The sequence below is a fragment of the Hyphomicrobium sp. MC8b genome (assembly GCF_905067615.1).
GTDB lineage: Bacteria > Pseudomonadota > Alphaproteobacteria > Rhizobiales > Hyphomicrobiaceae > Hyphomicrobium_B.
This window is the reverse complement of record NZ_LR898465.1, coordinates 2607259-2628696: the sequence shown is the minus strand read 5'-3', so window position 1 is coordinate 2628696 and position 21438 is coordinate 2607259. Positions and strand designations below refer to the sequence as shown.

Here is a 21438-nt window from a genome sequence, read left to right as displayed (position 1 = left end):
CTACTCACTGTTCAGGCCGACGGTGAGCAACCCCCTCGCGTACGTCGGCTCGAAGCGCGCGCCCTCTCTCCCGGTGCGTGTCACGCTCGCCTCTGCTACCATTCCCGCATGGTAGCGGAGGCGGGCCTTTTTTGCGTTTGAGGGGAGGTCCGTTGTGACTCACTCGAAACGGCGGCCCGCTCGTTCGGAGACGAGGGCTAACCAATCCAGGCGTTAAGACCCTGTCAAGCGACACGCGATGAGGCCGTTGACAAGCATGCGCACGTCATCCGAATCGTAAGGTTTCCCAAGGATCGGCGTGCGAGGGTAATATTCGCTAAGCTTATGTTCTTCCGTGCCGGTGCAAATCGCAAAAGGAATTCCTTTATCGTCCAAGTATTCAGCAAGGGGCTCCGCGCTGCCGTCCGCCAAAAGAAAATCAAGTATCGCCGCGTCGATGCTAGAAACTGCGATTAGGTCTATGGCTTCGCCGACGGTTGAGACGGGTCCGATAACTTCACAGCCGAACGCTGTGAGAATATTTTCGAGGTCCATCGCAATCAAAAGACTGTCTTCTGCGATCAACACTCGCGGCCGATTGCTCGAGAGCGTCGCAGGCATTTCCACGGTCATCTCGACGGATCCACGAATAAGCATTCTGGCCTCCGTGCATCAAGATGTAGGAAAAATCCAAAAAAACAATAACTTGCTTGAGCCTGTTATGCCAAGAGCGCCGGGAACCCAACAGCACACTATTGCGTTAAGGCAGCGCTTTGATCAAATTTAGCAGATTACTCATCCTTCGAATAGGCGAACTCGCGAAATGGAGGTCGCAATGGCTCGTGCGAACCGTGAACAACGTTTGCAGATAATGCTCGAAGCAGACGAGATGCGGGCGCTTGACGATTTTAGGTATAAATATCGACTACCAAGTCGCGCAGCGGCGGTACGCGAACTTTTGAAGAGAGGCCTAGCCATCGTTCCTTCTGGAGAGGTGGCCGAAGGTTCGCGATCTCAGGACTTTGGCGTGCTTGGAATTTCAAACGGCAGTCGCTTCCTTGGGGCGGATGGCGCCGACGAGTGACGCCCAAGCTTGGTATGTTTCCAGCAGCGCACGTCATGACTCGCCCCCAACTCCGCTTGTGTCTCACTTGAAACGGCGGTCCCAACAAAATCAATGCATTGGAATACTCCGCTTCACCGAGTTGAATGGAGACACGGCGTTGTTTTTCAACAAAATCGCCCAGACTTCTAAGCAGAGGGTCGCAGGTTCAAGTCCTGCCGGGATCGCCAATTAATTCAATAGGTTGTCCGGATCGCCCTTCGGTCAAAAAATTCCTTCGGTGCGAACAGGGTGCGACCGGGGAAGGCGCTTCCAAGCGCATAGCCTACCTCGGAAGATCGTCTGAATCACTTCCGCTTATCGGACGGGCAAAACCAGAAAAGGCTGGCAGAAGGTCAGCGCCATCGCTGAACGCACGCTCGGTCAGCTTGCAGCGGCGAAGCATCTGGCCGACATGGGCGTTCCTCCCGGCAATCGACTGGAACTGCTCACGGGTGACAGAGAGGGGCAGCACTCGATCCGCATGCACATTCGATGGCGGGTCTGCTTCAAATGGACGGATGCTGGCCCGAACGAAGTTGAGATCACGGATTATCGCTGAGGACGAAGCCATGACGAAGACGACTTATCCCGCGCCAAGTCTGCTCGACATGAAACGGGTCACAACGCACCCAGGCGAGATGCTGGACGAAGAGTTCCTGAAGCCGCTCGACATGAGCGCGCGGGCGCTTGCGAAGGAGATTGGCGTGCCGGCCAATCGCCTGACAGAGATCATCGCGAAGCGACGCGGCATGACGGCGGACACGGCGATCCGGCTGGCGCAGTATTTCGGTGGGTCGGCTGAGTTCTGGATGAACTTGCAATCGATGTACGATTTGACCGTGGCCGTCGTCAAAAAGCGTAAGATCTACGCTGCGATCTCAACGCGCGAGGCCACCTAGCGCGAGCGGCCTTGGAATGCTTGGTGATTTCCGAAGCCAAATGTCCGCTTCGCCCCGATTTTTGAGGCTTTTTCGTGCCGGCCACAGGTCGTTTAGGACCACTCCCAGTGGGGGAATCTATATCCCAGAAGCTGACTTGACCAGCCGCAGCATGACCCTTCGAACTACGACCGGGATGCCGAGAAAGCGGAAGTCTTATTGTCGAAAGCGCATGGTCTCCTGATGAGCAGACATCGCGTCAGCAATGCCTCCAAGAACAGACATCTGGCGAATGGGGCATAAGATCAGTTGAAGGCGGTCGGGCGTCTAAGGCATTGCCGCACATGCCCAAGGCAAGAATTCGCAGACCTAGATAAGAATGCGATAGACGATGAGCTTGACCAAGCTTTCTCCAGATGGAGACGAAAGTTCTTGAATGTCGAGTTTTTGATCGTGACTTGAATCGACGCCTTTGAATCGCAGATCCACGATCGCCAAGTCCTGATCTCTGGTTAGATTGTCCTTGTGGCCTGGGTCGCCTGCCTCGATTTCTTCTTTGGTAAGACGGCCACTCAGTTCGTCGATATTCAAAGTGCCATCTTTGTCGGAATCGAGTCGGTCGAACACCGCAGCCCCGGCTTGCCTAGCTTCGGCAAGATCAACGGTAGCATCGTTGTCCGTGTCCAGCATATGCAGGATCGCTGCTGAAGATATCCTCGCACTAATCGGCGTTGTAACGGTCAGAAATCCAATGCCTGACAACAGAAGCAGAGTTCTTAAACGCATGTTACCGTCGCGTTCGTTCATGGCGTTAGCGATTTTATGACCTCGTCGCCCGAGATCGAGATTTTGACGATGCCCTTGCCGTCGATGTCCATCTTCATCAGATCGACCATGCGGATCTGGCTGTTCTCGTGGGTGCGGAAAAAGTACTGCTTTGTCTTGAGATCGCTGGCCGAGGTCCACAAGGTATAGTCGGCAGGGATATTTCCGTGCTCGTCTTTCTGCTCGCGGGCGGCACCTTTTGGTATGTCGAATTGGTTTAGGATGTGGAAGGCTTGCAGAATGGCATCGCGCCCGGTCTTTGACGGAAAGACCGACTGACTGAAGGCGACCGCTCGAACAAAGCGCGACGGTGGCGTGAAGTCTCCCGGAAGGCCCGCCATGCCGGAGCCCTGGCCCGTCGGTAGCAGTGTGAGGGCGCCTAGATGCACGGGCGGCGCGTTCGTCATCGAGTAATTCACGAAGTTGCGAAGGTTTGTCATATGCCAGTCAAACGCTGGCGAGTTGGTAATCACACCCAGTGGATTATCGTAGACGTTGAGCTTGCCGCCCACATACTCGATGACGATGCTCTTGCCTGCAGCATCATGCACGATGTAGTGGGCCTCGGGCGCGAAGCCCCATCCAGCGAACACAACGGCTGGGACGACTACGCTAGCAATGTTGGCTTTAACCTCTTCGACGGTGGCGAAGTTCTCCAGAATCCACGATGCGACTTCCCACTGCGCAATGGTCTTGCCCGCGTCGCCCGAAGTGTAGGGCATGTATCCGGCGGAGGTTGGAAAGTAGAACATTCCGGCAGCTAGGCCCTTTTCGTTAAGTCCATCGAACAAGATCGGAAGTCCGACGCCGTTCATTCCGACACTTGCGTACTTTGTCGTCCACTTCAGTCCTTCTTTTCCGTCTGGAGTGGTGCCAATCCGCGCATAGCCGCGCGGGACCATTATGAGTTCGGAGTGAATATCGGTAGCGAATTCTAAAGTCCGGGCGTGAACGACGGTGCCGTCTTCCGCAATGAGACGAATGCCCGTGCAGGCCTGTACGGCTTGCGCCGAGGCACCGAGAAGGATCGTTACAATAGCAACTGCAGCTATTTTGGATGTGGCGCGATGCCTAAACATTTGGTGGACTTTCTTTTGCCGTTGACGCGACTGTCTCTCGGATAAGCTAACTTCCGCCTTCGGTCTCGAGAAACCGGTTGTCCGTTCTTTAGGCCCAGAATGGCGACGCCGCGATGAGATCGTTGATACCCACGCTGGAACTCGTGAAACTGCCCTAACAGTTCGTCAGCACTCGCCATGGTTTTCGATGAGAAATTTAATGAAGGGGCAACGGCGAACAAAGCTGAGTGAAGCGAAGACAGCGCGCATTCCCGAAAACCAAAAGGTGCTTAAGAGTACCGTCACGCGGCGGACGGCCCATCGCGCGGGCGCATGCTTTCGGCAACCAAAACGACACCATACATGTTCGATCTCCCTCGAACACGTGGTGACCAGCCCCATCCGCCGCCTTGGCGATCACGTTCTCGGGGAAATGATGCAGCGTCAAATACATTCGTCTCCGCATTGCGAAATGACGTTAAAAGGTCGAATTCGATGACTTTATGCGCCCGCGAACTTTGACTGCGAGTGTGCTTGTCGTTCTGCACTATCCAAATTCTGCAAAATAGAAATACGAAATAGCCCGAGAAGATTGTCATCCAGCGCGCAATGCGTTTCGCATTGATCCGACGGAAAAGCTCAATCTCGTTCGGTCGAGACTTTAATTTGCATACGTAGGATGTAGCAGATCGGTGACGGCGTTTCACACCGTGGAATGATAGATTTCGAATCATGGTCCCGGCTTCGTGAGGCGGTCTGACAAATGGATTTATCCACCAATCGCATGACCTCCGTTGTTGTCGCGCTTTTCTGCGGCGCATTCGGATATACCGACACCGGTTTCGGCGCGGATCTCGGGCAAGGAACAGCAGCGCGCGCAGCATCCGTCCAAAGCGCCGACGGCTGGTCGTTTGTCTTCACGAGCTATGGCTGGATCCCATGGATGAGTGGAAACTCCGTTGTCAAGGGGCGGAGTTTCGACGTGAACGTCGATCCCAGCGATGTCTTCGGACATCTCGATTGGTCCACGCTACCGGCATGGATGAGCTATGCTGAAGCGCGCAAAGGACCTATCGGGCTATTCAATGACGTCGTTTATGCAAGCCTCAGCGGTTCGCGGGGCTTCGACGCGGACCGGCGAAACTTAGACTTTTCAGGAAATGTTTCAGCAGACTATACGCAAGTAACCGTTGAGGCAGGCGGCGCGTATGAAATTTGGGCCGATCGCAACCCCGTGCTTTCCGGCACAACGGCATTGGATGTCTTGGCCGGTGCTCGCTATTGGCATCAAGACGCTGCGATTTCAGCCAGTACTGTCACCTCCGGCAACCTTGCGGGGCTCGTACTCGAAAATAACCGGTGGGTCGCGAAATCGGGATCGGTTGATTGGGTGGATCCGTTTGTCGGCCTGCGCGTGAGAAACCAACTCGGCCCTCACGAGGAGCTTGTTGTTCGCGCTGATTTTGGAGGCTTTGGAGTCGGAAGCGATTTTTCCTGGCAAGTCCTGGCGACGTATAACTGGCAGATATGTACGCTCTATGGCCATGTCCTCGATGGCTATGTCGGGTACCGCGCGCTGTCGGTCGACTACTCGCAGGGTTCCGGGACATCGAGATACGAATACGATGTCCTTCAGCAGGGCCCCGTCATTGGCTCTACGCTACACTTCTGAAAAAATCGTAGGCGGGCAATACATGGCCGCCAAGCTATCGTCATCGACTCCTGCGGCCCAACAAGAAGGTGGCTAGTCTGTCTTGGATGTTAGCGGCGCAAGACGAGACGTTCTCCTCGCGCCCGTGCGAGTGTCTGTGACGGACGCTCGCCGAATTGATTACGGTAATCGACTGCGAAGCGACCCAGATGCAAGAATCCGAATCGCAACGCGACCGAAGTCACATCGGTTTGTTCGGAAGGCTGGGAGAGCTGTCGCTTGACCGCGTTCAAGCGCATTTCATGTAACAATCGTTTGGGAGGTTTGCCGAATGCCTCTTGGCAAGCCAGATAAAGCGTGCGTTCACGGACCGCCATTCTCGCGCAGAGATCGGCGACTGTCATATGGCCTTCGAGGTTCTCCTTAAGAAGTGTGCGCATGGCCACCGAAACTTTGGCGCGGCGATGCAGCGGCTCAACAACCTCGAATGAGGGCACGATAGCAAGCACCGTGTCGAGCACCATCGAATGTGCTGCGTTGAGAACGTCCTGGCGAGCACTGGGCCCCTGATTCAAGAGTAAATTTAGCGTCTCATTCAGGAGTAGTGTGCGTTGCGAGACTTCGTGCTCACTGATCGGCCAAGATTGGAGAGTCTGCCGATCGATACCGTCAGTTCCGCGGCGCATTCGCATCCAGTGCTCGATTTGTGTCGTGTCAATCGCGACAACCATCAGGTCCGTCCGGCCATTCGCCGCGAACGCAATATCTTCGCCAGCGGGAACAAATAGTGGCTCGCTGGCGCTGGCCGGTCGGCCCCGGATGTGCAGCGAGCCTTCGGCTGCGACCGGTAGCGCCACAACCCAATTCCCTATGGGGGCCGTGCCCTGGTCTATAATACCCGGAGACCATCGCACTCTGCCGAGTTGAAGCGACGTTAGAATGACTTGCGTCATCCGTCCGGAAAAGGTGCCGGCTCCAATCTGCTCATAGTGGATGTCCCACTCTCGGGCATCCTGAGCCATCAAATCGAAATCGTCGTAGTAGTTGTCTTGAACGCCAACGAGTTCGAGCCTGTTTACGTTAGCGCGCATTTACTGATCTCAGCGCTCTTATTTTGCAGGTTCCGGATAGTGGCGGACTCACCATGATGTTACATTATATTCGTATTGCCTCTAAATCACCAATTCCCGAATTACGTTTCTGACTGTCCAAGTGCCAAACTCTGGATCGAATGGCATGCACGTCCCACAGACCGGACTCAAAATTTCCTGAAAAATCGAGAGCGAACTATGAAAACGACGTTCGGCAAATGCGGCGCTCTTCTTATGTCACTCGCGATAACAAATTTTGTTGGTGGCGTTGCGTCGGCCTCAGACCTGCCGCCTTCGCTGGTGACCCCGGACAAGCTCGAGACCTCGATTGGCACCCTGGAATTCAAAGACGGTGTGCCGGACAAAGCCACCTCGCAAAAACTCTATGACAACCTTGACCTTACTTACGCGTACCGCGCATTCATGGATAACATGCGGGGGGTCAGCATCGATGCATTGCGGAGAGGCATGCATGAGATTGGAGTCAAGGATAACGAGGTGCTCGTCTTCTCCAACCTGATGGACTCAAAATCGCTTTTCCTCACGGCCAATGCTGACACGATCTATGTCATGGGCTCGCTCGATCTCAGCAACGGGCCCGTAGTGGTGGAAACGCCACCGCAATTCTTAGGTGCAGTTCAGGACGCTTGGTTCCGCTGGGTCATTGACCTCGGCGTGCCCGGGCCCGATCGCGGAGAGGGCGGGAAGTATCTGATCGTGCCGCCCGACTACAAGGGGCAGCTCCCGGACGGCGCCTATTTCATTGCGCGCGCCCGCACCAACACCATCGTCTGGTTTGGCCGTTCGTTTTTGGAAAACCACAGCGATCCAAAACCCGTTGTCGAAAGTATCCGCAAATTCACGAAGGTCTATCCCTACGAACCGGGTGGTGTCGGCACTCCCATTGCGTCCTTCCTGGCTGGCGAGGCCAAGCTGGGTCGGGTGACTGAGCCCCCGCCGACGGTGTTTCACGAAGGCAGCGGCAAGGTGATAAACACCATTCCGCCGAACGACTGGACATTTTACGAGAGGCTCAACGAGGTCGTGCAGAAAGAACCTGCAACGTCGCTTGACGCGGAACTCATGGGTCCGATTGCAGCCCTCGGCATCGTCAAGGGTAAGCCGTTCGCGCCCGACGCGCGGATGAAGAAGATCATGACCGATGCGTTGGCACTTGCGAATGCCACGTCGCGCACGCTGTTCTTGAATCCTCGGGACCCGCGCTGGTTCTATTATCCGAATTCGTCCTGGTCGAACTATCTGTTCGAGACAGGATATGAGTTCGAGACACCGATCCCGATGGTCACGCGTGAAGGCGTCAAGCCGTTCCCGCCGACGGGCTATCGTACGATGGATGCGCGCACGAACTTCTTCTACGGCGTCACTGGCATCACACCGGCCATGGCGATGCGCCTGCCGGGCATCGGCTCGCAATATTTGCTCGTCATGTCGGATGCGAACAAAAACCACTTCGATGGCTCTAAAACTTACAAGGTGACCTTGCCTAAGGGCATCCCAGAGAAAAATTTCTGGTCACTTACGGTATACGACACGATGACCAGATCGATGCTCGAAACGCCGCAGCGCTATCCGCGCGCCGGCAGCCAGAGCTACCCGTCTCCGGCCGCTGAACCGGATGCGGACGGCTCAACCACGGTCTATTTCAGTCCGGCTCAACCCAAAGACGTCAGTCGCGGCAACTGGATTCAAACTACGCCAGGGAAGGGCTGGTTCACGATCCTGCGCCTTTACAGTCCGCTTGAGCCATTTTTCGCCAAGACGTGGAGACCAAGCGAGATCGAATTGGTCGAATAAGCGGACATGCTCTGCGTCGAGCTGAGCCCACACGAAACGATAGTGCCCAATTTCTGCTATTGGGACAAGGCGGCCATATCGATACTGTTGTGATGCCGAGAAAGCGGAAGATGGCTTGGCGTGGTCTAATAGCGGACGCGCTTTGCTGGCGTTGTCCGTTAACTCGATCAAAGCAGACGTTAAATGCGTAGCTGAGGCAAGCGTCGGGCGCTATTGCATTCTAATTGACCAACTCGACATGCTAGCCATGCGGTCGAGCGCAAGCCCGATCGTTGAGGAAACCCAATACGACAAGATTGAAAATTCCAAGAACCATCCAGATGATAAAATGTTGGTAACCGCGTGTTCGACAAACCTCCGGCCCCGCCAATTTGCACCAAAAATGTTCGACCAATGAAGTCATGACGTTGGTCGCATACGCCCACATGACAACTGCTAATACGACGAGGATAGCGCCGAGCACCATTACGGCGAGCCGTTTGACGAAGCTGGTGGCCATTCGATTGCCTCGTGCCTCTCAGTCATTCCTTCGCTGTGCAATGCTCCGCAACTCCGGTGCAGCTTGGGCCTAATTCGTGCTGACCTTTTTCCAATCTTCGTCGGGATCAAACGTGCGGATGCCCTGAACTTCCGCGGCGGTATCCGGGCCGAGATCGGATTCATAAACCGTCTGGTCCTGATTGATCATAAACGTCTTGTAGCCCGACGCGCCGTATTTTGCCGGCCACGCGATGACGGCGAAGCCACCGATCATTCTGCCGTTTACGAGATAGGAGTAGGCTCCGCCAGGAGCGTGTGCGCCTTGGGCCGTCAGCATGCGGAAGTAGTAGCCGTGATAGGGATTTTGCGACGTGTCTCCGCCCTCGGACGATGGCTTATAACCGGCCGTCACGGCGTCGGCTACGAGCGGTCCTAATGGACTTTCCGACTGCGACCCACTGCCGGGCGGCCAATAGAGGCCGTCATGCTTATCGGGTGAGCTGATGAAGCGCCGCGCGTAGGCGGGTGCTCCTTTGCCTAGCGGATTAAGTTCGACGTAATCGTTCTGCGCGTCCGCGATGGCGAGGAGTGTCTGAATTGTGTCGAGTTCGTTTGTGCCGACGCGGCGGTCGATGATTTCTTGTTTGCCCTGTTCGGGATCGAATGCCCACTCGTTGTCCTTTTTTACGATCGGAATCGGGAAGGGGAAGTCGTCGTCGCCGATGATCAGTACTGCCTTGTCTTTTTCGTCGGTGTCTATGGATTGCTTCTGTTCGTAATCCTTCACGAATTTATCTTTGGCCGCGCGATCTGCAACGGGATCTCCGGATTCGATCCACTGCTTGAGCGAGGGGCCAAGTATCGCCAGAAGCGCTTTTTGATCGTCGGACTTCGCTGCCTCGACGAGCGCCTTGGCAGCGTCCTCCGGCGTAGCAAATGTCTTCAGTTCGGCTCCGAATGCTGTGGCATGCGGCCCGGTCAGCAGCAACGGAACAGCACAAAGGAACATCATGAATTTCTTGAGGTCGCGCAACGCAAGCATGTCCGGATCCTCCCGGCCTAACGCGGATCAAGTTGGGGAATTTTGCCGCCCGACGCGAGCCAGCTTTGGTACGTTTCGAATGGAACGCCGAGCCGGTCGTAATTGACGGTCAGGTATCCTTGCGGATCGCGAGCAACAGTGCGCGGAGCAACTTTTCTCGCTTCTTGGGCGATGACGCCGACATAGAGCTTCGTGTCGCCGTTATATGCAAAGCGATAGAAGCCAATGCCATTCGAAAGTCGGCCGAGCAAAACGACTTCGTGCTTCACTCTGATATCAGACCGCCGCCCGCCGCCGCGTCCTCCGCCTCCCCGGAAGCCACCTCCGCCTCCTCGGAAACCGCCTCCGCCCCTGAAGTTCCCGCCACGGAAGCCGCCGCGGTTGAACGAGGCGGTCCGGCTTGCTCTGCCGCGTGCGCTGGAACGGCGAACATTTTGCCCGGCGGCCGGGCGATCAAAGGCTGTTGGCCTCGGACGGGCTTGACGATCGGCTCCCGCCGGGCGCTGTGCAGGCCGATTTTTGAGGGCTTGTCCTGCCAGCGCACCACCCGCGGCGCCTGCCAGTGCTGCGCGGCCCGCATCGGCTCGTCCTCGGAACTGCTCGCGAGAGGCCGAGAAATTGCCTTGATAAGGCCGGCGGAACTGGTCGTTGAGACGACGGTTCGCGTAAGGTACGCCCCTTCGATGGACGACGTTATGCTGCCATCTGCCGTTCGTTATGTTGGTTCGATTCCAGCGATTGTATCGGTTCGTGTTGATCCAAAGTTCCGACCTCGGCCAGTTCGCGATACCCCACAGAACGGCGCCAGCTAGAATGCCGCTTCCCCACCATATTCCCGGACCAGCGATATATCCGGGTGGATACCAATAGTACGGTGGATAATCGGGATAAGGCCAAGTGCCATAGACCACGTTCGGATCGTAGGCAGGGACATAGACGAGGTCCGGCTCCGTCGGCTCTATCGTGATGTAATTTTGCGATCCGCTTGTATCGCGCGCTACCGTTTGTTGCTTCGTCGACTTCAGCTTTCCGGCGTCGTCAGCCCGTTGCCGCAAACTCTGGACGGCACTGAGAACATCCTGTTGCTGCGCGAGAAACGCATTGCCGAGTTGCTGGGTCCAATCAAGCTTTTCGTTCATCATCGCCAGCACACTCGGGAACGCCGTCAACGATTTGACGCTCGCGTCCCATGACCGCTTTTGCATGGCGTTCTCGAGCGCTTTTCCTTTCAGTTTCGGATTGGCTTGCGACCAGCGGGCTGCCTCCACGACTTCGAGAGGATATGTCGATGCCATCAAGACCTGCGTGAGCAGGGGATCGGGATAAAGCGCGATCGGCGCGACAAGCTGCTCGAGCTGCTCTTTGCTGATGGTCTGCGTCTGATCTGCTTGAGACCCACTGGATTGTGACTGATCGGTTTGGGACTCACCAATGTCCGCGTTCGGTTCCGGCGGCGCGTCCTGGGCGTACGCGCGTTGGACCGGCTGTCCAAGAGACAGCCAGCCGATCAACGCCGCAGCAACAATCAACAGCACGTATGCATTTTTATTTTTTATCGTTTTCATGCGCAGATATCCAAATTTACGCATTATCGACGGCGTCGATCTCGAAATCACTTTGATGCAATAAAAGAGCAGCGAAGCCTCGAGGGACATCGCTGCTGCTGTGCTACTATCTTGCGATTGTCACTGGACAGTGAGCGCGAGCCACGACATCGCTCGAAACCGAGCCGAGCATGAAGCGCGCGATAGCGCCTTTGCCGCCCGTTCCCACGACGATGTGGTCGACGCCGTGGTCTTCCGCATAAATAACAATTGCCCGCGCGGCATCGCGGCTTTTAACGGAAACAGCTTTCGGATCGGAGACGCCTGCCTTCCGCGCGAGCTCAGTTGCCGAGTTGAGCACGCGCGCGGCGTCGCCATCTTCCCAAGCGTAAATCGTCGGAGCGCCTCGACCTTCAGCTCCAACAGGCAAATTGACGGCCAGTAGCGTGAGTTCCGAGCCGGTGGCCTTGGCTAGTTCTGCTGCTTGAGCCACTGCATTTTTGGAATGGTCGGTCTCGTCTACGGCACAAAGCACTTTATGGGTCATTCTTTTTCTCCCTTTTTAAGTATCGGCGTTCAGTATTTCGGACGGTCGGTTGTGCGCATTGACTGCCGTCAAACGAATGAGTTCTCGGTATCGATCACCTGGGATCGGGTCGGCAAAAATGCAAACCCTGGTTAGGTGGCTTCAATCGATGATGTGATATCCGCCGTCGATATGCAGTGTTTCTCCAGTAATGAGTTTCGCGCCGTCCATGCCGACGTCGTCGATCGACACGAGGCTTCGGGTCGGCGCCTTTGATTGGGCTTTCTGAAGAAATTTATCGAACTCGCCGATGCCGGAAGCTGCGCGGCGCGCGGAAAATCAAGTTTAATAAGCAAAATCCTTTGTTCCAGAAAAGTCGCCCGTGCGACTTCTTTCGACGGTGTAAGGGGCCGGGCGATGCACGAGATGAAGTTGAGCAGGGCTTTTACGCTGATCGAGCCGGGGCCCGTCGTGCTTGTCACCACGCGCGATGCGGAGAAAAACAACGTCATGACCATCTCGTGGACGATGGTCATGGACTTCACTCCCGTATTTGCGATCACGACAGGCGCCTGGAACTATTCCTTCTCGGCCCTGCAAAACACGCGGGAATGCGTCATTGCCGTTCCCACGATCGACATGCTGGACCGGGTCGTGGGCATCGGCACATGTTCCGGCAGCGATGTCGACAAATTCGCGAAGTTCAAGCTGACGGCGCGCGCTGGAAAGTCCGTCCAGGCGCCGCTGATCGAGGAATGCCTCGCCAACATCGAATGCAAAGTCGTCGACTTCGTCTCGCCGCACAATATCGTCGTGCTGGAGGCCGTCGCCGCTTACCTCAATCCGCAACGAAAAGAAAAGCGGATGATCCATGCCGTCGGCGACGGAACATTTATCGTCGATGGCCGCAAGTTCGATCGCAAGACGATGATGGCCTCAAAGCTTCCGTCCGGTCTTTGAAGCAAAGGCGACGGCTCCACGGACCGCAATCACCGTTCCATTCAGTTGAGGCGACATGTCAACAACCGTTGGCTACGTTCGAATCCATTTCACGATACCGGGCCATTTATCTTGGGCATGAGCCGCCTCATCGAAAGCTTCCAAGCCCGCCCGACGCTAAACAGCAACCGTCTAAAAAAGTTGGGCTAGATCAAATCTTGAGATTTTTGCAGCACGTTCACGCCGCCTAAATGTCGCTCAGAAAATGCCGGCGGGGGCGAGCGCATCAGGTTCGCTGGATGGGGAGCGCGGCAACGGCAATTCGAATTTAAGCAAGTTTGAGAGAACTCAAAATGCCCGGAACCGGGTCTTGTTAACGTGCGTTCGCCGTTTGGGCCCTTAGCCGCGACGCCGGTGGCGTGCTATATGGCTGTCAGTATCGCGTTCTTGAGGAGTTGAGCCATGGCAACGGCACGGTCCTTCTGGAAGGGACATTTGCGCCTCGCGCTCGTTACCATTCCCATTCGTCTCGTTAGCGCCACCGCTTCGGAAGACAAGATCGCGCTCCATCAGGTCGACCGCAAGACGAAGCAGCGCATCCGTTATCAGAAGGTCGCGGGCGAGGGGGGACGTGTCGTGCCGCAGGCCGACATCGTCCAAGGCTATGAGCTCGACGACGGCAACTACGTCCTGTTCGAGCCTGACGAGCTCGACAAGCTGAAGCTCAACACCCGCCACACGGTCGAGTTGACAGAATTTGTCGATGCCTGCTCCATCGACCCGCTCTATTTTGACAATCCTTATTATGTTCTTCCCGACGGCGACGTGGCGGAAGAGGGCTATCGCATCATTCGCGACGCGCTGCGCGCTACCGAAAAATATGGTGTCGGGCAGCTGACGATCCGCGGCCGCGAAAATCTCGTGGCGATGAAGCCTTGCGGCAATGGCTTGATGCTTGAGACGCTCCGCTATGCCAACGAGATCCGCGATGCTGACGAGATCTTCTCCGACATCGGCACGAGCAAGCTGCGACCCGAGTTGGTCAACATGGCGAAGCAGCTGATCGACGAGCGGACGCGAAAGTTCGAACCGTCGGATTTCAAAAATCATTATTCCGAAGCATTGCGCGCCCTTGTGAAGGAAAAGGTCGAGGGCGGCCTGTCGACGGAAGTCGCAGGCGGCGGCGACGAGCCTTCGGGCGGCACGGTCATCGACTTCATGGAAGCGCTACGTCGCTCGACCGAAAAGTCGAAAGCCAAGCCCGCGAGCACACGCACCAAAACGGCAGCCGCACGACAGAAGCGCGAGCCCGTCAAGCGGGCTCCGCCGAAAGCACAAAAGCGGAAGTCGCGCGGCCGCTGATTTTTGGTCCAAAATGTCGCAGACTCGTGATACCTTTCACGAACACTGCGAATTGCTCCGGCTCGCTGAGCGGACTTTGAAGGTCCACAGTGGTTTCTCGTAAAATGTGAGACGGGTCGCGATCTCGCCTGATTGCAACAGCAAATTCAGGAGGCTCGAAATGCACCCGTTCTTTGCGCTTTGGATGTGGATGTTCCTGACGCCGCACTTGGCTCAGACGATGTTCTTCCCCTTCACCTAAGATATCTAGGTCTCGATCACCTTGGTGACGGGACGGCGAACGTCTTTTGCGGGCTTGTCTTCTCGCAAGCCTTTGAACGCCGCGTGTCTCAGCAACCCATCGCCCGTCCAGGCGCGATACTCGATCTGCGCCACAAGATCGGGACGGACCCAGACGACGTCTCTGCGCTGCAGATTTGTCAGCGGTCCCTGGACCGGCGGCGCATCGACACGAAGCGGCCTCAGCTTGCGCATCAGGTCGGCCGCGGTGCGATGCGTGTACCCGGTGCCAACCCGTCCGGCATAGATCAATCGCTTCTTGTCGTAATAGCCGACGACCAGCGCGCCGACGGCGTTCGGCCCGGCGCTCGAGACGAGATAGCCGACGATCACGAACTCATCGACCTGAATACATTTCGATTTCAGCCAGTCGTCGTGACGGCCCGAGCGATAGGGCCTGTCGATCCGCTTCGAAATGATGCCTTCGAGGCCGAGACTGCAAGCATCTGAAAGCATGCGTGCACCGTCCACGGCGAGATGCCCGCTATATCGGATCGGCCCGGTCTTCGCTCGGCGGACGAAGAGCTTCTCAAGCAGACGTTTGCGATCTTGCAGCGTCGCGCCGATGAGATTGAGGCCATCGAGATAGAGAAGATCGAAGCAGTGCAGCACGAACTTTTCACTGCGCCCGCTTTTCAGCGCGGCGGCGAGCGCCGAAAAGCTCGAATGACCAGTCGCGTCTTCGACGACAAGCTCGCCGTCGATGATAGCATTTCCGCGATGAAATTCGGCGAGCGTCTTTGCAAGGCCGCCGAAACGATCGGTCCAGTCGAGCCCGTTGCGTGTCAGCAAGCGAACGTCGTTACGGTCGATGCGGGCTTGAATGCGATAGCCGTCGAACTTGATCTCGTGCACCCATTCCTCGCCAATAGGCGGCTTTGCGACGAGCGTCGCTAGGCAAGGCTCAACGAATGACGGCATAGCCGATTTAACGGCACCCTCGATTTTGGATGGAGAAACAAGACCGCCCCCCGATTTCAATGCCGAAGCCTTCAACGGGACCGATCGCGGGCGTTTTACCGGCGCTGCTTTTCGCACAAGCTCACGATCCCAGAAGCTTCTTGATCGCGGTCTTCAGTGGCCGCTCGCTGTCGCAATAGTCCTTCCATGCGGATGATTTTTTGAGGAGCGCGGGCACGCTGTGCACGGTGAAGCGCTTGGGATCGAGGCCCTGTTTCACTTGCGCCCACGTCAGCGGCATCGACACGGTCGCCCCCGGCCGCGCACGCGGAGACAATGGTGCAACGGCAGTCGCCATGCGATCATTGCGCAGGTAATCCAGAAAGATGCGGCCCTTGCGCAGCTTCTTGGTCATCTTGATGAGATAGGCATCGGGGCTATCCTTGGCCATCTGTTGGCACAGGGCGCCCGCGAACGCTTTAGCTTCATCCCATCCCACGCCCGCGCCGCCGCGCGTCTTCAGGGGCGTTACGACGTGAATTCCCTTGCCGCCAGTGGTCTTGCAGAATGCGACAAGACCGACATCTTCGAGCCGCTCGCGCAGTTCGTTGGCCGCAACGACAACGCGGCCGAAATCGACATCCGGCGCCGGATCGAGATCGAACACGAGCCGCCCCGGAACATCGGGCTCGAACGGAGCGCAGTTCCACGGATGAAATTCGAGCGCTGCGATTTGGCCGAGCGCGATCAGGCCTTCCACCGAATTGACTTCGATATAAGGCTCTCGATCGCCGGAGATTTTCACGAGGTCGATTTCCGGCGACATCCCGCGCATGGCGTGACGCTGAAAGAAGCTCTGCCCGTCGATACCGTCGGGCGCGCGAATGACGGAGCAGGGCCGCCCCTTGATGTGGGGCAGCATCCACTCACCCACAGTTTCAAGATAATGCGCAAGATCGAGCTTGCTGACGGCCTCTCCCGTACCGCCGGGCCAAAGCTCTTTCTCTGGGTGAGAGATCGCGATGCCGAGCACTTTGTCGGCGGTTGACGGCGCATCCGATTGCGACTTGGTTCCTGTCTTGCGCATCTTGCGAACGGGTGTCCGTTTCAGCGGTTTCTTTCGGGCTGCAGGCTCAGGCTCATCGTCATCGGACGATGCGTTCGAATGCCAGACCGCATCGGGCCGCTTGGCGCGTCGCCCGCGAAGAATGAAAGGTTCGGGTCCACGGCCTTCGCCCGCCGCGATCTGCGTCATCGTCCGCTTCGAGGCGACGGAGCGATCCTGCGACAGGATCTTGTCGGCGTCACCCGCGTGCGCGCCTTCGTCCTTATGCTTGATGAGCAACCAGTTATTGCGTTTTCCGCCGCCGTAGCGATCGTTCTTCATTTTGACGAGTACCCAGCTGCCTTTGAGCTTCTCGCCTGCGAGCACGAATTTCAATTCGCCGTCGCGCAGTTGTTGTTCTGGGCTCTTGTCTCCGACGGGCGCCCAGAAACCGCGGTCCCACAGCATCACGGTGCCGCCGCCATATTGACCTTTGGGAATGGTGCCTTCGAAATCGCCGTAGTCGAGCGGATGATCTTCGACCTCGACGGCAAGGCGCTTATCTTTCGGATCGACGGAGGGACCGCGCGTCACGGCCCACGATTTGAACACGCCGTCGAGTTCCAGCCGGAAGTCATAATGCAGCCGTGTCGCGTCGTGTTTCTGAATGACGAAACGCAAATGCTGCGCCGGACGGACCGCCGCCGTGCCGCTGGGTTCCGCCGTTTTGGTGAAATCACGCTTGGCGCGGTATTCGGAAAGCTTTCTCTTCGCCATTCGACTGCATCCGGACCAGGGCTTGCGCGATAAATGTAAGGCTCGGCGAAGCCTGCGCGCTAGACGTAGATCAAAGCAAAGCCGCTGGGAGCGCAAGGCTCCCGAGCGGCCCGGGCGCCGTTTGACAGGCGCCTGACGTACGCTGGTGCATCCGTCTGGCTATCCAACGGCGACCGGACACGTCTTGTTCCACAACATTTCGGCCGCGTGGCTATTTCAGTTCCTTGCAACGAACGACCTCGCGTTTGCGCCAGCTCAAAGAGTTCCCTTCCGGAACTGCGACATTTACCCGGAAGTTTAGTCGCTAAGGATGTCGTGAGGGCATCCATCCGAGAGACCCAAGGAGTTTTTAGTATGAACCTCAAGATGATCGCGGCGCTGGGAGCTGCTTTGCTCCTGGCGCTCGGCAGTGTGACTGCCGAGGCGCGAAGCGGAGGTGGCGGCTTCCATGGCGGCGGTGGCTTCCACGGTGGAGGTGGCGGCTTCCGTGGTGGCGGAGGACACTTCGGCGGCGGCCGCATGGGTGGCGGCGGCTTTGCAGCGCGCTCGTTCCGTGGCGGACCGGGCTTTAACGGGCCGCGGGCTTTTCGAGGGCAAGTGTATCGCGGTCCGCGCAATTTCGCGCGCGTTCCGAACGGCGGCCGTGCCTTTCGCCCCGGCAGGAGATACGGATATGCCAACGCAAATCGCTGGCGTGGTGGCGGCAAGTATTGGCGGCACGGACGCCGTTGGCGCGGCTATCCGATTTATGCCTATGGCGGATGGCCATATTACGGTTACGGCTATTATGACGATTACTATTATGACGCCGGTGACGATTGCGGCTGGCTGTATCGCCGTGCCGTGCGCACGGGTAGCCCGTACTGGTGGCGACGCTATCAGGCATGCGTAGATTGAACGCGCCTCGATAGAGAGACAGCGTCCAAGCAGAAGGCTCCGGATGCATTCCGGAGCCTTCATTATTTTTTATACCGATTTGAAGATCGAGTTACGGGCTGGAGCTTCCCGTTCCCTGCGGCGAGCTCGGGACGCGCGCGCCTGGGTTCGACCCTGCCGCGGGGTCATTCGGTGTTCCCGTCGAAGGGCCGGGCTGAACATTTTCGTTCGTTGTCGGATCCGCCGGGATGCCTGCCGGGCTCGTCGCGCCGGATTCGCCCGTGCTCGCGCCTTCGTTGGCGGGAGCAGGCGTCACCGTTGTTGGCTTGCTGCCCGGCACCTCAGGTCTGACGCCGGAACTATAGTCCGCAGCCATTGCGCTGAGCGAGCCGGCTGCCACGAGGGCCAATGCAGTGGTGCCGACTTTGAAGCCTTTCATCGCGTTTCTCTCCTTTTCTTGTTGCCGTTTGCAGTCCGGAAACGGACCCCGGACGCGGATGGTTCCGCGTCCCGTTGGCTTGAAAAGAAGGTAACGAGATAGCCACTAACGCCCGCGTTCCGGCAGCATCCGCGCCACAATCTCGCGATGGAGACGAAGCTCGTCTTCGGCTTTGGCATAGAACTCAGTCAGTTTGCGCACGAGCATCTGCGGTTCGGACGCCAGCGAATGCCGCAGCTCCGATAATGCTGGAGCATTCTTGCGGTAGGCATCTGCCCCCACCGCTGCCATGCCTCTGAACAACACGATGGATGCCGATGTGGTCGGGCGCTCGCCGGAAATCTCGCAATACCGCAAAATTTGCGAAAAGATGCGCAGACGCCAGTCGTGCAGATTCGGCCGGTTTCTCCAAAGCTCAACGGCCTGCCGATGGCAGGCTTGCTCGATGAAAGTCATATCTCGACAGTGTCCCCCTGACGAAAAAAGCCAACATCCCCGCTTTCTTCGCTAACGCGAACGTTGATCGCTGGTTCCACTCATGATCGCGTTTATCAACCGTCTGGAATATGCAATCATTGCGATGGAATCGCACCGTTCGCGTTGCGAAGACACTGACTTCAGAAAGCGGCGATTGTTGGTTTCACGCAGTCGTCGCATACAGGCGTCACATCTGGTCCCGTGGCTCAATGGATAGAGCGTCGGAATTCGACTCCGAAGGTTGCAGGTTCGAGCCCTGCCGGGATCGCCACACGTTGGCATCTGTTGCGAAGGAAATTGCAACGGTGCCCGTTATTAACATTTAACCTTGGAGCACGATTTAAAATCTTATGCTGGAAGCCGAGCGAAGCTTGCTTAGGTTAGCTTTGCCCACGGTCACCACCGAAATGTAGCGAGTGCGTACCATGATCTTGTCCCCCCGCGGCCCTCACGTTCTATCCAAGTCCTGGAGCGCCCGGTCGCTCATCGGGTCGCTCGTAAGGCCGTTCATGATATGCGGCGCCCTTGCCGTCGTGCCGATCCCTGGGCTCGCCGTTGCCGAAGATGCCGCGCCGCCCCCCAACGTTCCGAACATCGAAGCCGCGCAAGCCATTTCGACACCGCCCGCGGAAACGCCAGCTCCCCTGACCGGTGTCCCGGCGGCGCTTTGCACCAAGCTTTCGACCACGCTGGCCTTCGATACAAGCGACCGCGCCGACGTCGTCTCATTCTATCAAAGTCGGCAATGCCGACCGCTGTGGGTCGATGATAAGGGACTGACGCACGCCGCTGATCTCGTGATCGCCGAATTGGGTCGCGCTGGCGAATGGGGTCTCGACGCCTCCGATTTCAACGTCACTGCCGCTACGAAAATGCTCGGTGTCGGACAATCGTCGCCCGAAGAACTCGCTGCAGCCGACATTGCAATCACCGGTGCAATTCTGCGCTACGCCCATCAAGCCGAAGGCGCACGCATTCCGGACCCCGAAAAGCAGCTTTCCTATTATCTCGATCGCAAGCCGGTCATTACGCCAGCCTCCGGCGTTCTGGCACAGATTGCTGACAAGCCCGACCCTGATGCAGTGCTGCGCGGTTTCCAGCCCCGGCAGGATCAGTTCCTCAAGCTGAAAGCTCTGCTCGCCAGCCTGCGCGGCGAGCATGAAAGCAAGCCGGTCGTGCCGCAAATTCCGAAGCGCGGCGCAATGCTCGCGAATGGCGTTCGCTCGCCCGACGTCGCAATATTGAAGCAGCGCTTTGCGATCGCAACGTCAGGCGACGATGCTTCACTGTTCAACGATGTGCTCGAAACGGCGATCAAGCAATTTCAGGAACAGAACGGCCTTGCCGCTGACGGTTTCGTAGGTCCTGCGACGCGCGCGGCGCTGGCTGGTGACGATACGAAATCGACAGCCGACAAGATCGAAGCTGTCATTGCCAACATGGAAGAGTGGCGCTGGATGCCGCGCTCTCTCGGCGATACGCACATCCTGGTCAACGTGCCATCATTCTCAATTGCACTGACAGAAAATGGTAAGACGCTGTTCAGCGATCGCGTCGTCGTCGGCACCGCCGACAAGGAGACCCCGATCTTCTCCAAGGATATGACGACAATCGTCCTCAATCCGCGCTGGAACATCCCAGATTCGATCAAGCTCTCGATGCTGCTGTCAGGCCGCTCCATCGAAAGCCAGGGCTATGTCGTCATGCGCAACGGCCGCCGCATCGACAGCACCAAGGTCAACTGGGCGAAAGCCAACTTGAGTGCCTACAACTTCTATCAGCCCGCAGGCGACGACAACGCGCTCGGCGTCGTGAAGCTGCTCTTTCCGAATAAGCACTCGGTCTACCTGCACGACACGCCGTCGAAATATCTCTTCGACAAGCCCGTCAGGCTCTACAGCCACGGCTGCATGCGTGTACGCAATCCGCAGGTCTTCGCCCAGACCATCCTGGAGATCGATAGGGGCGACGCCGCGCCCAGCGTGAAACAGCTCATCCGTCGCGGACCGATGGACAACGAGATCAAGCTCGAACGGCCGATTCCCGTCCACGTCGGCTATTTCACGGTCTGGGTCGATGATGGCGGCAAGGCCCACTACTACGACGATTGGTACGGCCATCAAAAGCGCATCGAGCAGGCGCTTGCGGGCAAGTGGGACGCAATCGACGTCGCGACGGCGCCGCCGCTCGATACCGCGGCTTTGAAAGCGGTGCGCTTCACTCGCAGCAGCGACAGTCTCAGCCCGCCGATGGGCCTGACAAATAGCGGCAGCAGCTATCGCAAGTACGATGGCGGCGTCGGCGATATCATTCGCCAGGTGCTTGGCTTCTAAATGGAAAAGAGCGCCAT

The 21438-nt window shown here is 57.4% G+C and carries 21 protein-coding genes, 1 tRNA gene and 1 pseudogene; 10 read left to right on the top strand and 13 right to left on the bottom strand.

The window, feature by feature from the left end:
• Positions 1-213: 213 nt before the first annotated feature.
• The gene (locus ACLB1Z_RS12610; protein ID WP_409560174.1) at positions 214-567 is read right to left on the bottom strand and encodes a response regulator; all 354 of its coding nucleotides are present in this window, start codon (positions 565-567) and stop codon (positions 214-216) included.
• 247 nt (positions 568-814) lie between these two features.
• Between ACLB1Z_RS12610 and ACLB1Z_RS12605 the strand changes: the two genes are divergently transcribed.
• From ACLB1Z_RS12605 to ACLB1Z_RS12595, 3 genes are all read left to right on the top strand, one after another.
• A complete protein-coding gene (locus ACLB1Z_RS12605) occupies positions 815-1063 on the top strand; it encodes a hypothetical protein (protein ID WP_409560173.1) in 249 nt (82 codons plus the stop codon).
• 325 nt (positions 1064-1388) lie between these two features.
• Positions 1389-1643: a type II toxin-antitoxin system RelE/ParE family toxin gene (locus ACLB1Z_RS12600; protein ID WP_409563273.1), complete on the top strand. Its 255-nt coding sequence runs from the start codon at positions 1389-1391 to the stop codon at positions 1641-1643.
• Between the two features lie 10 nt (positions 1644-1653).
• A complete protein-coding gene (locus tag ACLB1Z_RS12595) occupies positions 1654-1983 on the top strand; it encodes a HigA family addiction module antitoxin (RefSeq protein ID WP_409560172.1) in 330 nt (109 codons plus the stop codon).
• 348 nt (positions 1984-2331) lie between these two features.
• On the opposite strand, the gene ACLB1Z_RS12590 is transcribed toward ACLB1Z_RS12595, so the two are convergent.
• Together ACLB1Z_RS12590 and ACLB1Z_RS12585 are read right to left on the bottom strand one after the other, a co-directional pair.
• Entirely contained in the window at positions 2332-2769 is a 438-nt protein-coding gene (locus tag ACLB1Z_RS12590; RefSeq protein WP_409560171.1) for a calcium-binding protein, read from the bottom strand.
• Positions 2766-3866: a linear amide C-N hydrolase gene (locus tag ACLB1Z_RS12585; RefSeq protein ID WP_409560170.1), complete on the bottom strand. Its 1101-nt coding sequence runs from the start codon at positions 3864-3866 to the stop codon at positions 2766-2768. Before ACLB1Z_RS12585 ends, ACLB1Z_RS12590 begins: the two co-directional genes overlap by 4 nt.
• A gap of 742 nt (positions 3867-4608) precedes the next feature.
• Between ACLB1Z_RS12585 and ACLB1Z_RS12580 the strand changes: the two genes are divergently transcribed.
• Positions 4609-5517, top strand: coding sequence for a hypothetical protein (locus tag ACLB1Z_RS12580; protein ID WP_409560169.1), 909 nt, complete (start codon positions 4609-4611; stop codon positions 5515-5517).
• A gap of 89 nt (positions 5518-5606) precedes the next feature.
• Here ACLB1Z_RS12580 and ACLB1Z_RS12575 read toward each other — a convergent pair whose 3' ends face one another.
• Complete coding sequence (locus tag ACLB1Z_RS12575) at positions 5607-6518, bottom strand: helix-turn-helix domain-containing protein (protein WP_409560168.1); 912 nt, start codon at positions 6516-6518, stop codon at positions 5607-5609.
• A 267-nt stretch (positions 6519-6785) separates the two neighbouring features.
• On the opposite strand from ACLB1Z_RS12575, the gene ACLB1Z_RS12570 reads away from it, so the two are divergent.
• A complete protein-coding gene (locus ACLB1Z_RS12570) occupies positions 6786-8402 on the top strand; it encodes a DUF1254 domain-containing protein (RefSeq protein ID WP_409560167.1) in 1617 nt (538 codons plus the stop codon).
• 241 nt (positions 8403-8643) lie between these two features.
• Here ACLB1Z_RS12570 and ACLB1Z_RS12565 read toward each other — a convergent pair whose 3' ends face one another.
• The 5 genes and pseudogenes from ACLB1Z_RS12565 to ACLB1Z_RS12545 all read right to left on the bottom strand — a co-directional run.
• The gene (locus ACLB1Z_RS12565; protein WP_409560166.1) at positions 8644-8901 is read right to left on the bottom strand and encodes a hypothetical protein; all 258 of its coding nucleotides are present in this window, start codon (positions 8899-8901) and stop codon (positions 8644-8646) included.
• A gap of 69 nt (positions 8902-8970) precedes the next feature.
• A complete protein-coding gene (locus ACLB1Z_RS12560; RefSeq protein WP_409560165.1) occupies positions 8971-9924 on the bottom strand; it encodes a DUF2950 domain-containing protein in 954 nt (317 codons plus the stop codon).
• A 17-nt stretch (positions 9925-9941) separates the two neighbouring features.
• On the bottom strand, positions 9942-11489 hold the full coding sequence (locus ACLB1Z_RS12555; protein WP_409560164.1) for a DUF3300 domain-containing protein: 1548 nt from the start codon (positions 11487-11489) through the stop codon (positions 9942-9944).
• A 106-nt stretch (positions 11490-11595) separates the two neighbouring features.
• Positions 11596-12015 carry a universal stress protein gene (locus tag ACLB1Z_RS12550; RefSeq protein WP_409560163.1) on the bottom strand — a complete coding sequence of 140 codons (420 nt, stop codon included), beginning with the start codon at positions 12013-12015 and terminating at the stop codon, positions 11596-11598.
• Positions 12016-12156: 141 nt separating this feature from the next.
• Positions 12157-12327: pseudogene (locus ACLB1Z_RS12545) on the bottom strand (SDR family oxidoreductase); the annotation flags it as partial.
• 84 nt (positions 12328-12411) lie between these two features.
• On the opposite strand from ACLB1Z_RS12545, the gene ACLB1Z_RS12540 reads away from it, so the two are divergent.
• Positions 12412-12954: a flavin reductase family protein gene (locus ACLB1Z_RS12540; RefSeq protein WP_409560162.1), complete on the top strand. Its 543-nt coding sequence runs from the start codon at positions 12412-12414 to the stop codon at positions 12952-12954.
• A 441-nt stretch (positions 12955-13395) separates the two neighbouring features.
• Positions 13396-14295 (top strand): Ku protein, encoded by a 900-nt coding sequence (locus ACLB1Z_RS12535; protein ID WP_409560161.1) that lies wholly within the window; start codon positions 13396-13398, stop codon positions 14293-14295.
• A 246-nt stretch (positions 14296-14541) separates the two neighbouring features.
• Here ACLB1Z_RS12535 and ligD (ACLB1Z_RS12530) read toward each other — a convergent pair whose 3' ends face one another.
• A complete protein-coding gene (gene ligD / locus ACLB1Z_RS12530) occupies positions 14542-15495 on the bottom strand; it encodes a non-homologous end-joining DNA ligase (protein WP_409560160.1) in 954 nt (317 codons plus the stop codon).
• Between the two features lie 121 nt (positions 15496-15616).
• Positions 15617-17296: a non-homologous end-joining DNA ligase gene (gene ligD, locus ACLB1Z_RS12525; protein ID WP_409560159.1), complete on the bottom strand. Its 1680-nt coding sequence runs from the start codon at positions 17294-17296 to the stop codon at positions 15617-15619.
• Positions 17297-17650: 354 nt separating this feature from the next.
• On the opposite strand from ligD (ACLB1Z_RS12525), the gene ACLB1Z_RS12520 reads away from it, so the two are divergent.
• Positions 17651-18193: a hypothetical protein gene (locus ACLB1Z_RS12520; RefSeq protein WP_409560158.1), complete on the top strand. Its 543-nt coding sequence runs from the start codon at positions 17651-17653 to the stop codon at positions 18191-18193.
• A 91-nt stretch (positions 18194-18284) separates the two neighbouring features.
• On the opposite strand, the gene ACLB1Z_RS12515 is transcribed toward ACLB1Z_RS12520, so the two are convergent.
• On the bottom strand, positions 18285-18611 hold the full coding sequence (locus ACLB1Z_RS12515) for a hypothetical protein (RefSeq protein WP_409560157.1): 327 nt from the start codon (positions 18609-18611) through the stop codon (positions 18285-18287).
• Positions 18612-18716: 105 nt separating this feature from the next.
• Positions 18717-19067 carry a hypothetical protein gene (locus tag ACLB1Z_RS12510; RefSeq protein ID WP_409560156.1) on the bottom strand — a complete coding sequence of 117 codons (351 nt, stop codon included), beginning with the start codon at positions 19065-19067 and terminating at the stop codon, positions 18717-18719.
• 216 nt (positions 19068-19283) lie between these two features.
• On the opposite strand from ACLB1Z_RS12510, the gene ACLB1Z_RS12505 reads away from it, so the two are divergent.
• Positions 19284-19359, top strand: a tRNA-Arg gene (locus ACLB1Z_RS12505).
• A 154-nt stretch (positions 19360-19513) separates the two neighbouring features.
• Positions 19514-21421, top strand: a complete 1908-nt coding sequence (locus ACLB1Z_RS12500) for a murein L,D-transpeptidase (protein ID WP_409560155.1) — start codon at positions 19514-19516, stop codon at positions 21419-21421.
• Positions 21422-21438: the final 17 nt, after the last annotated feature.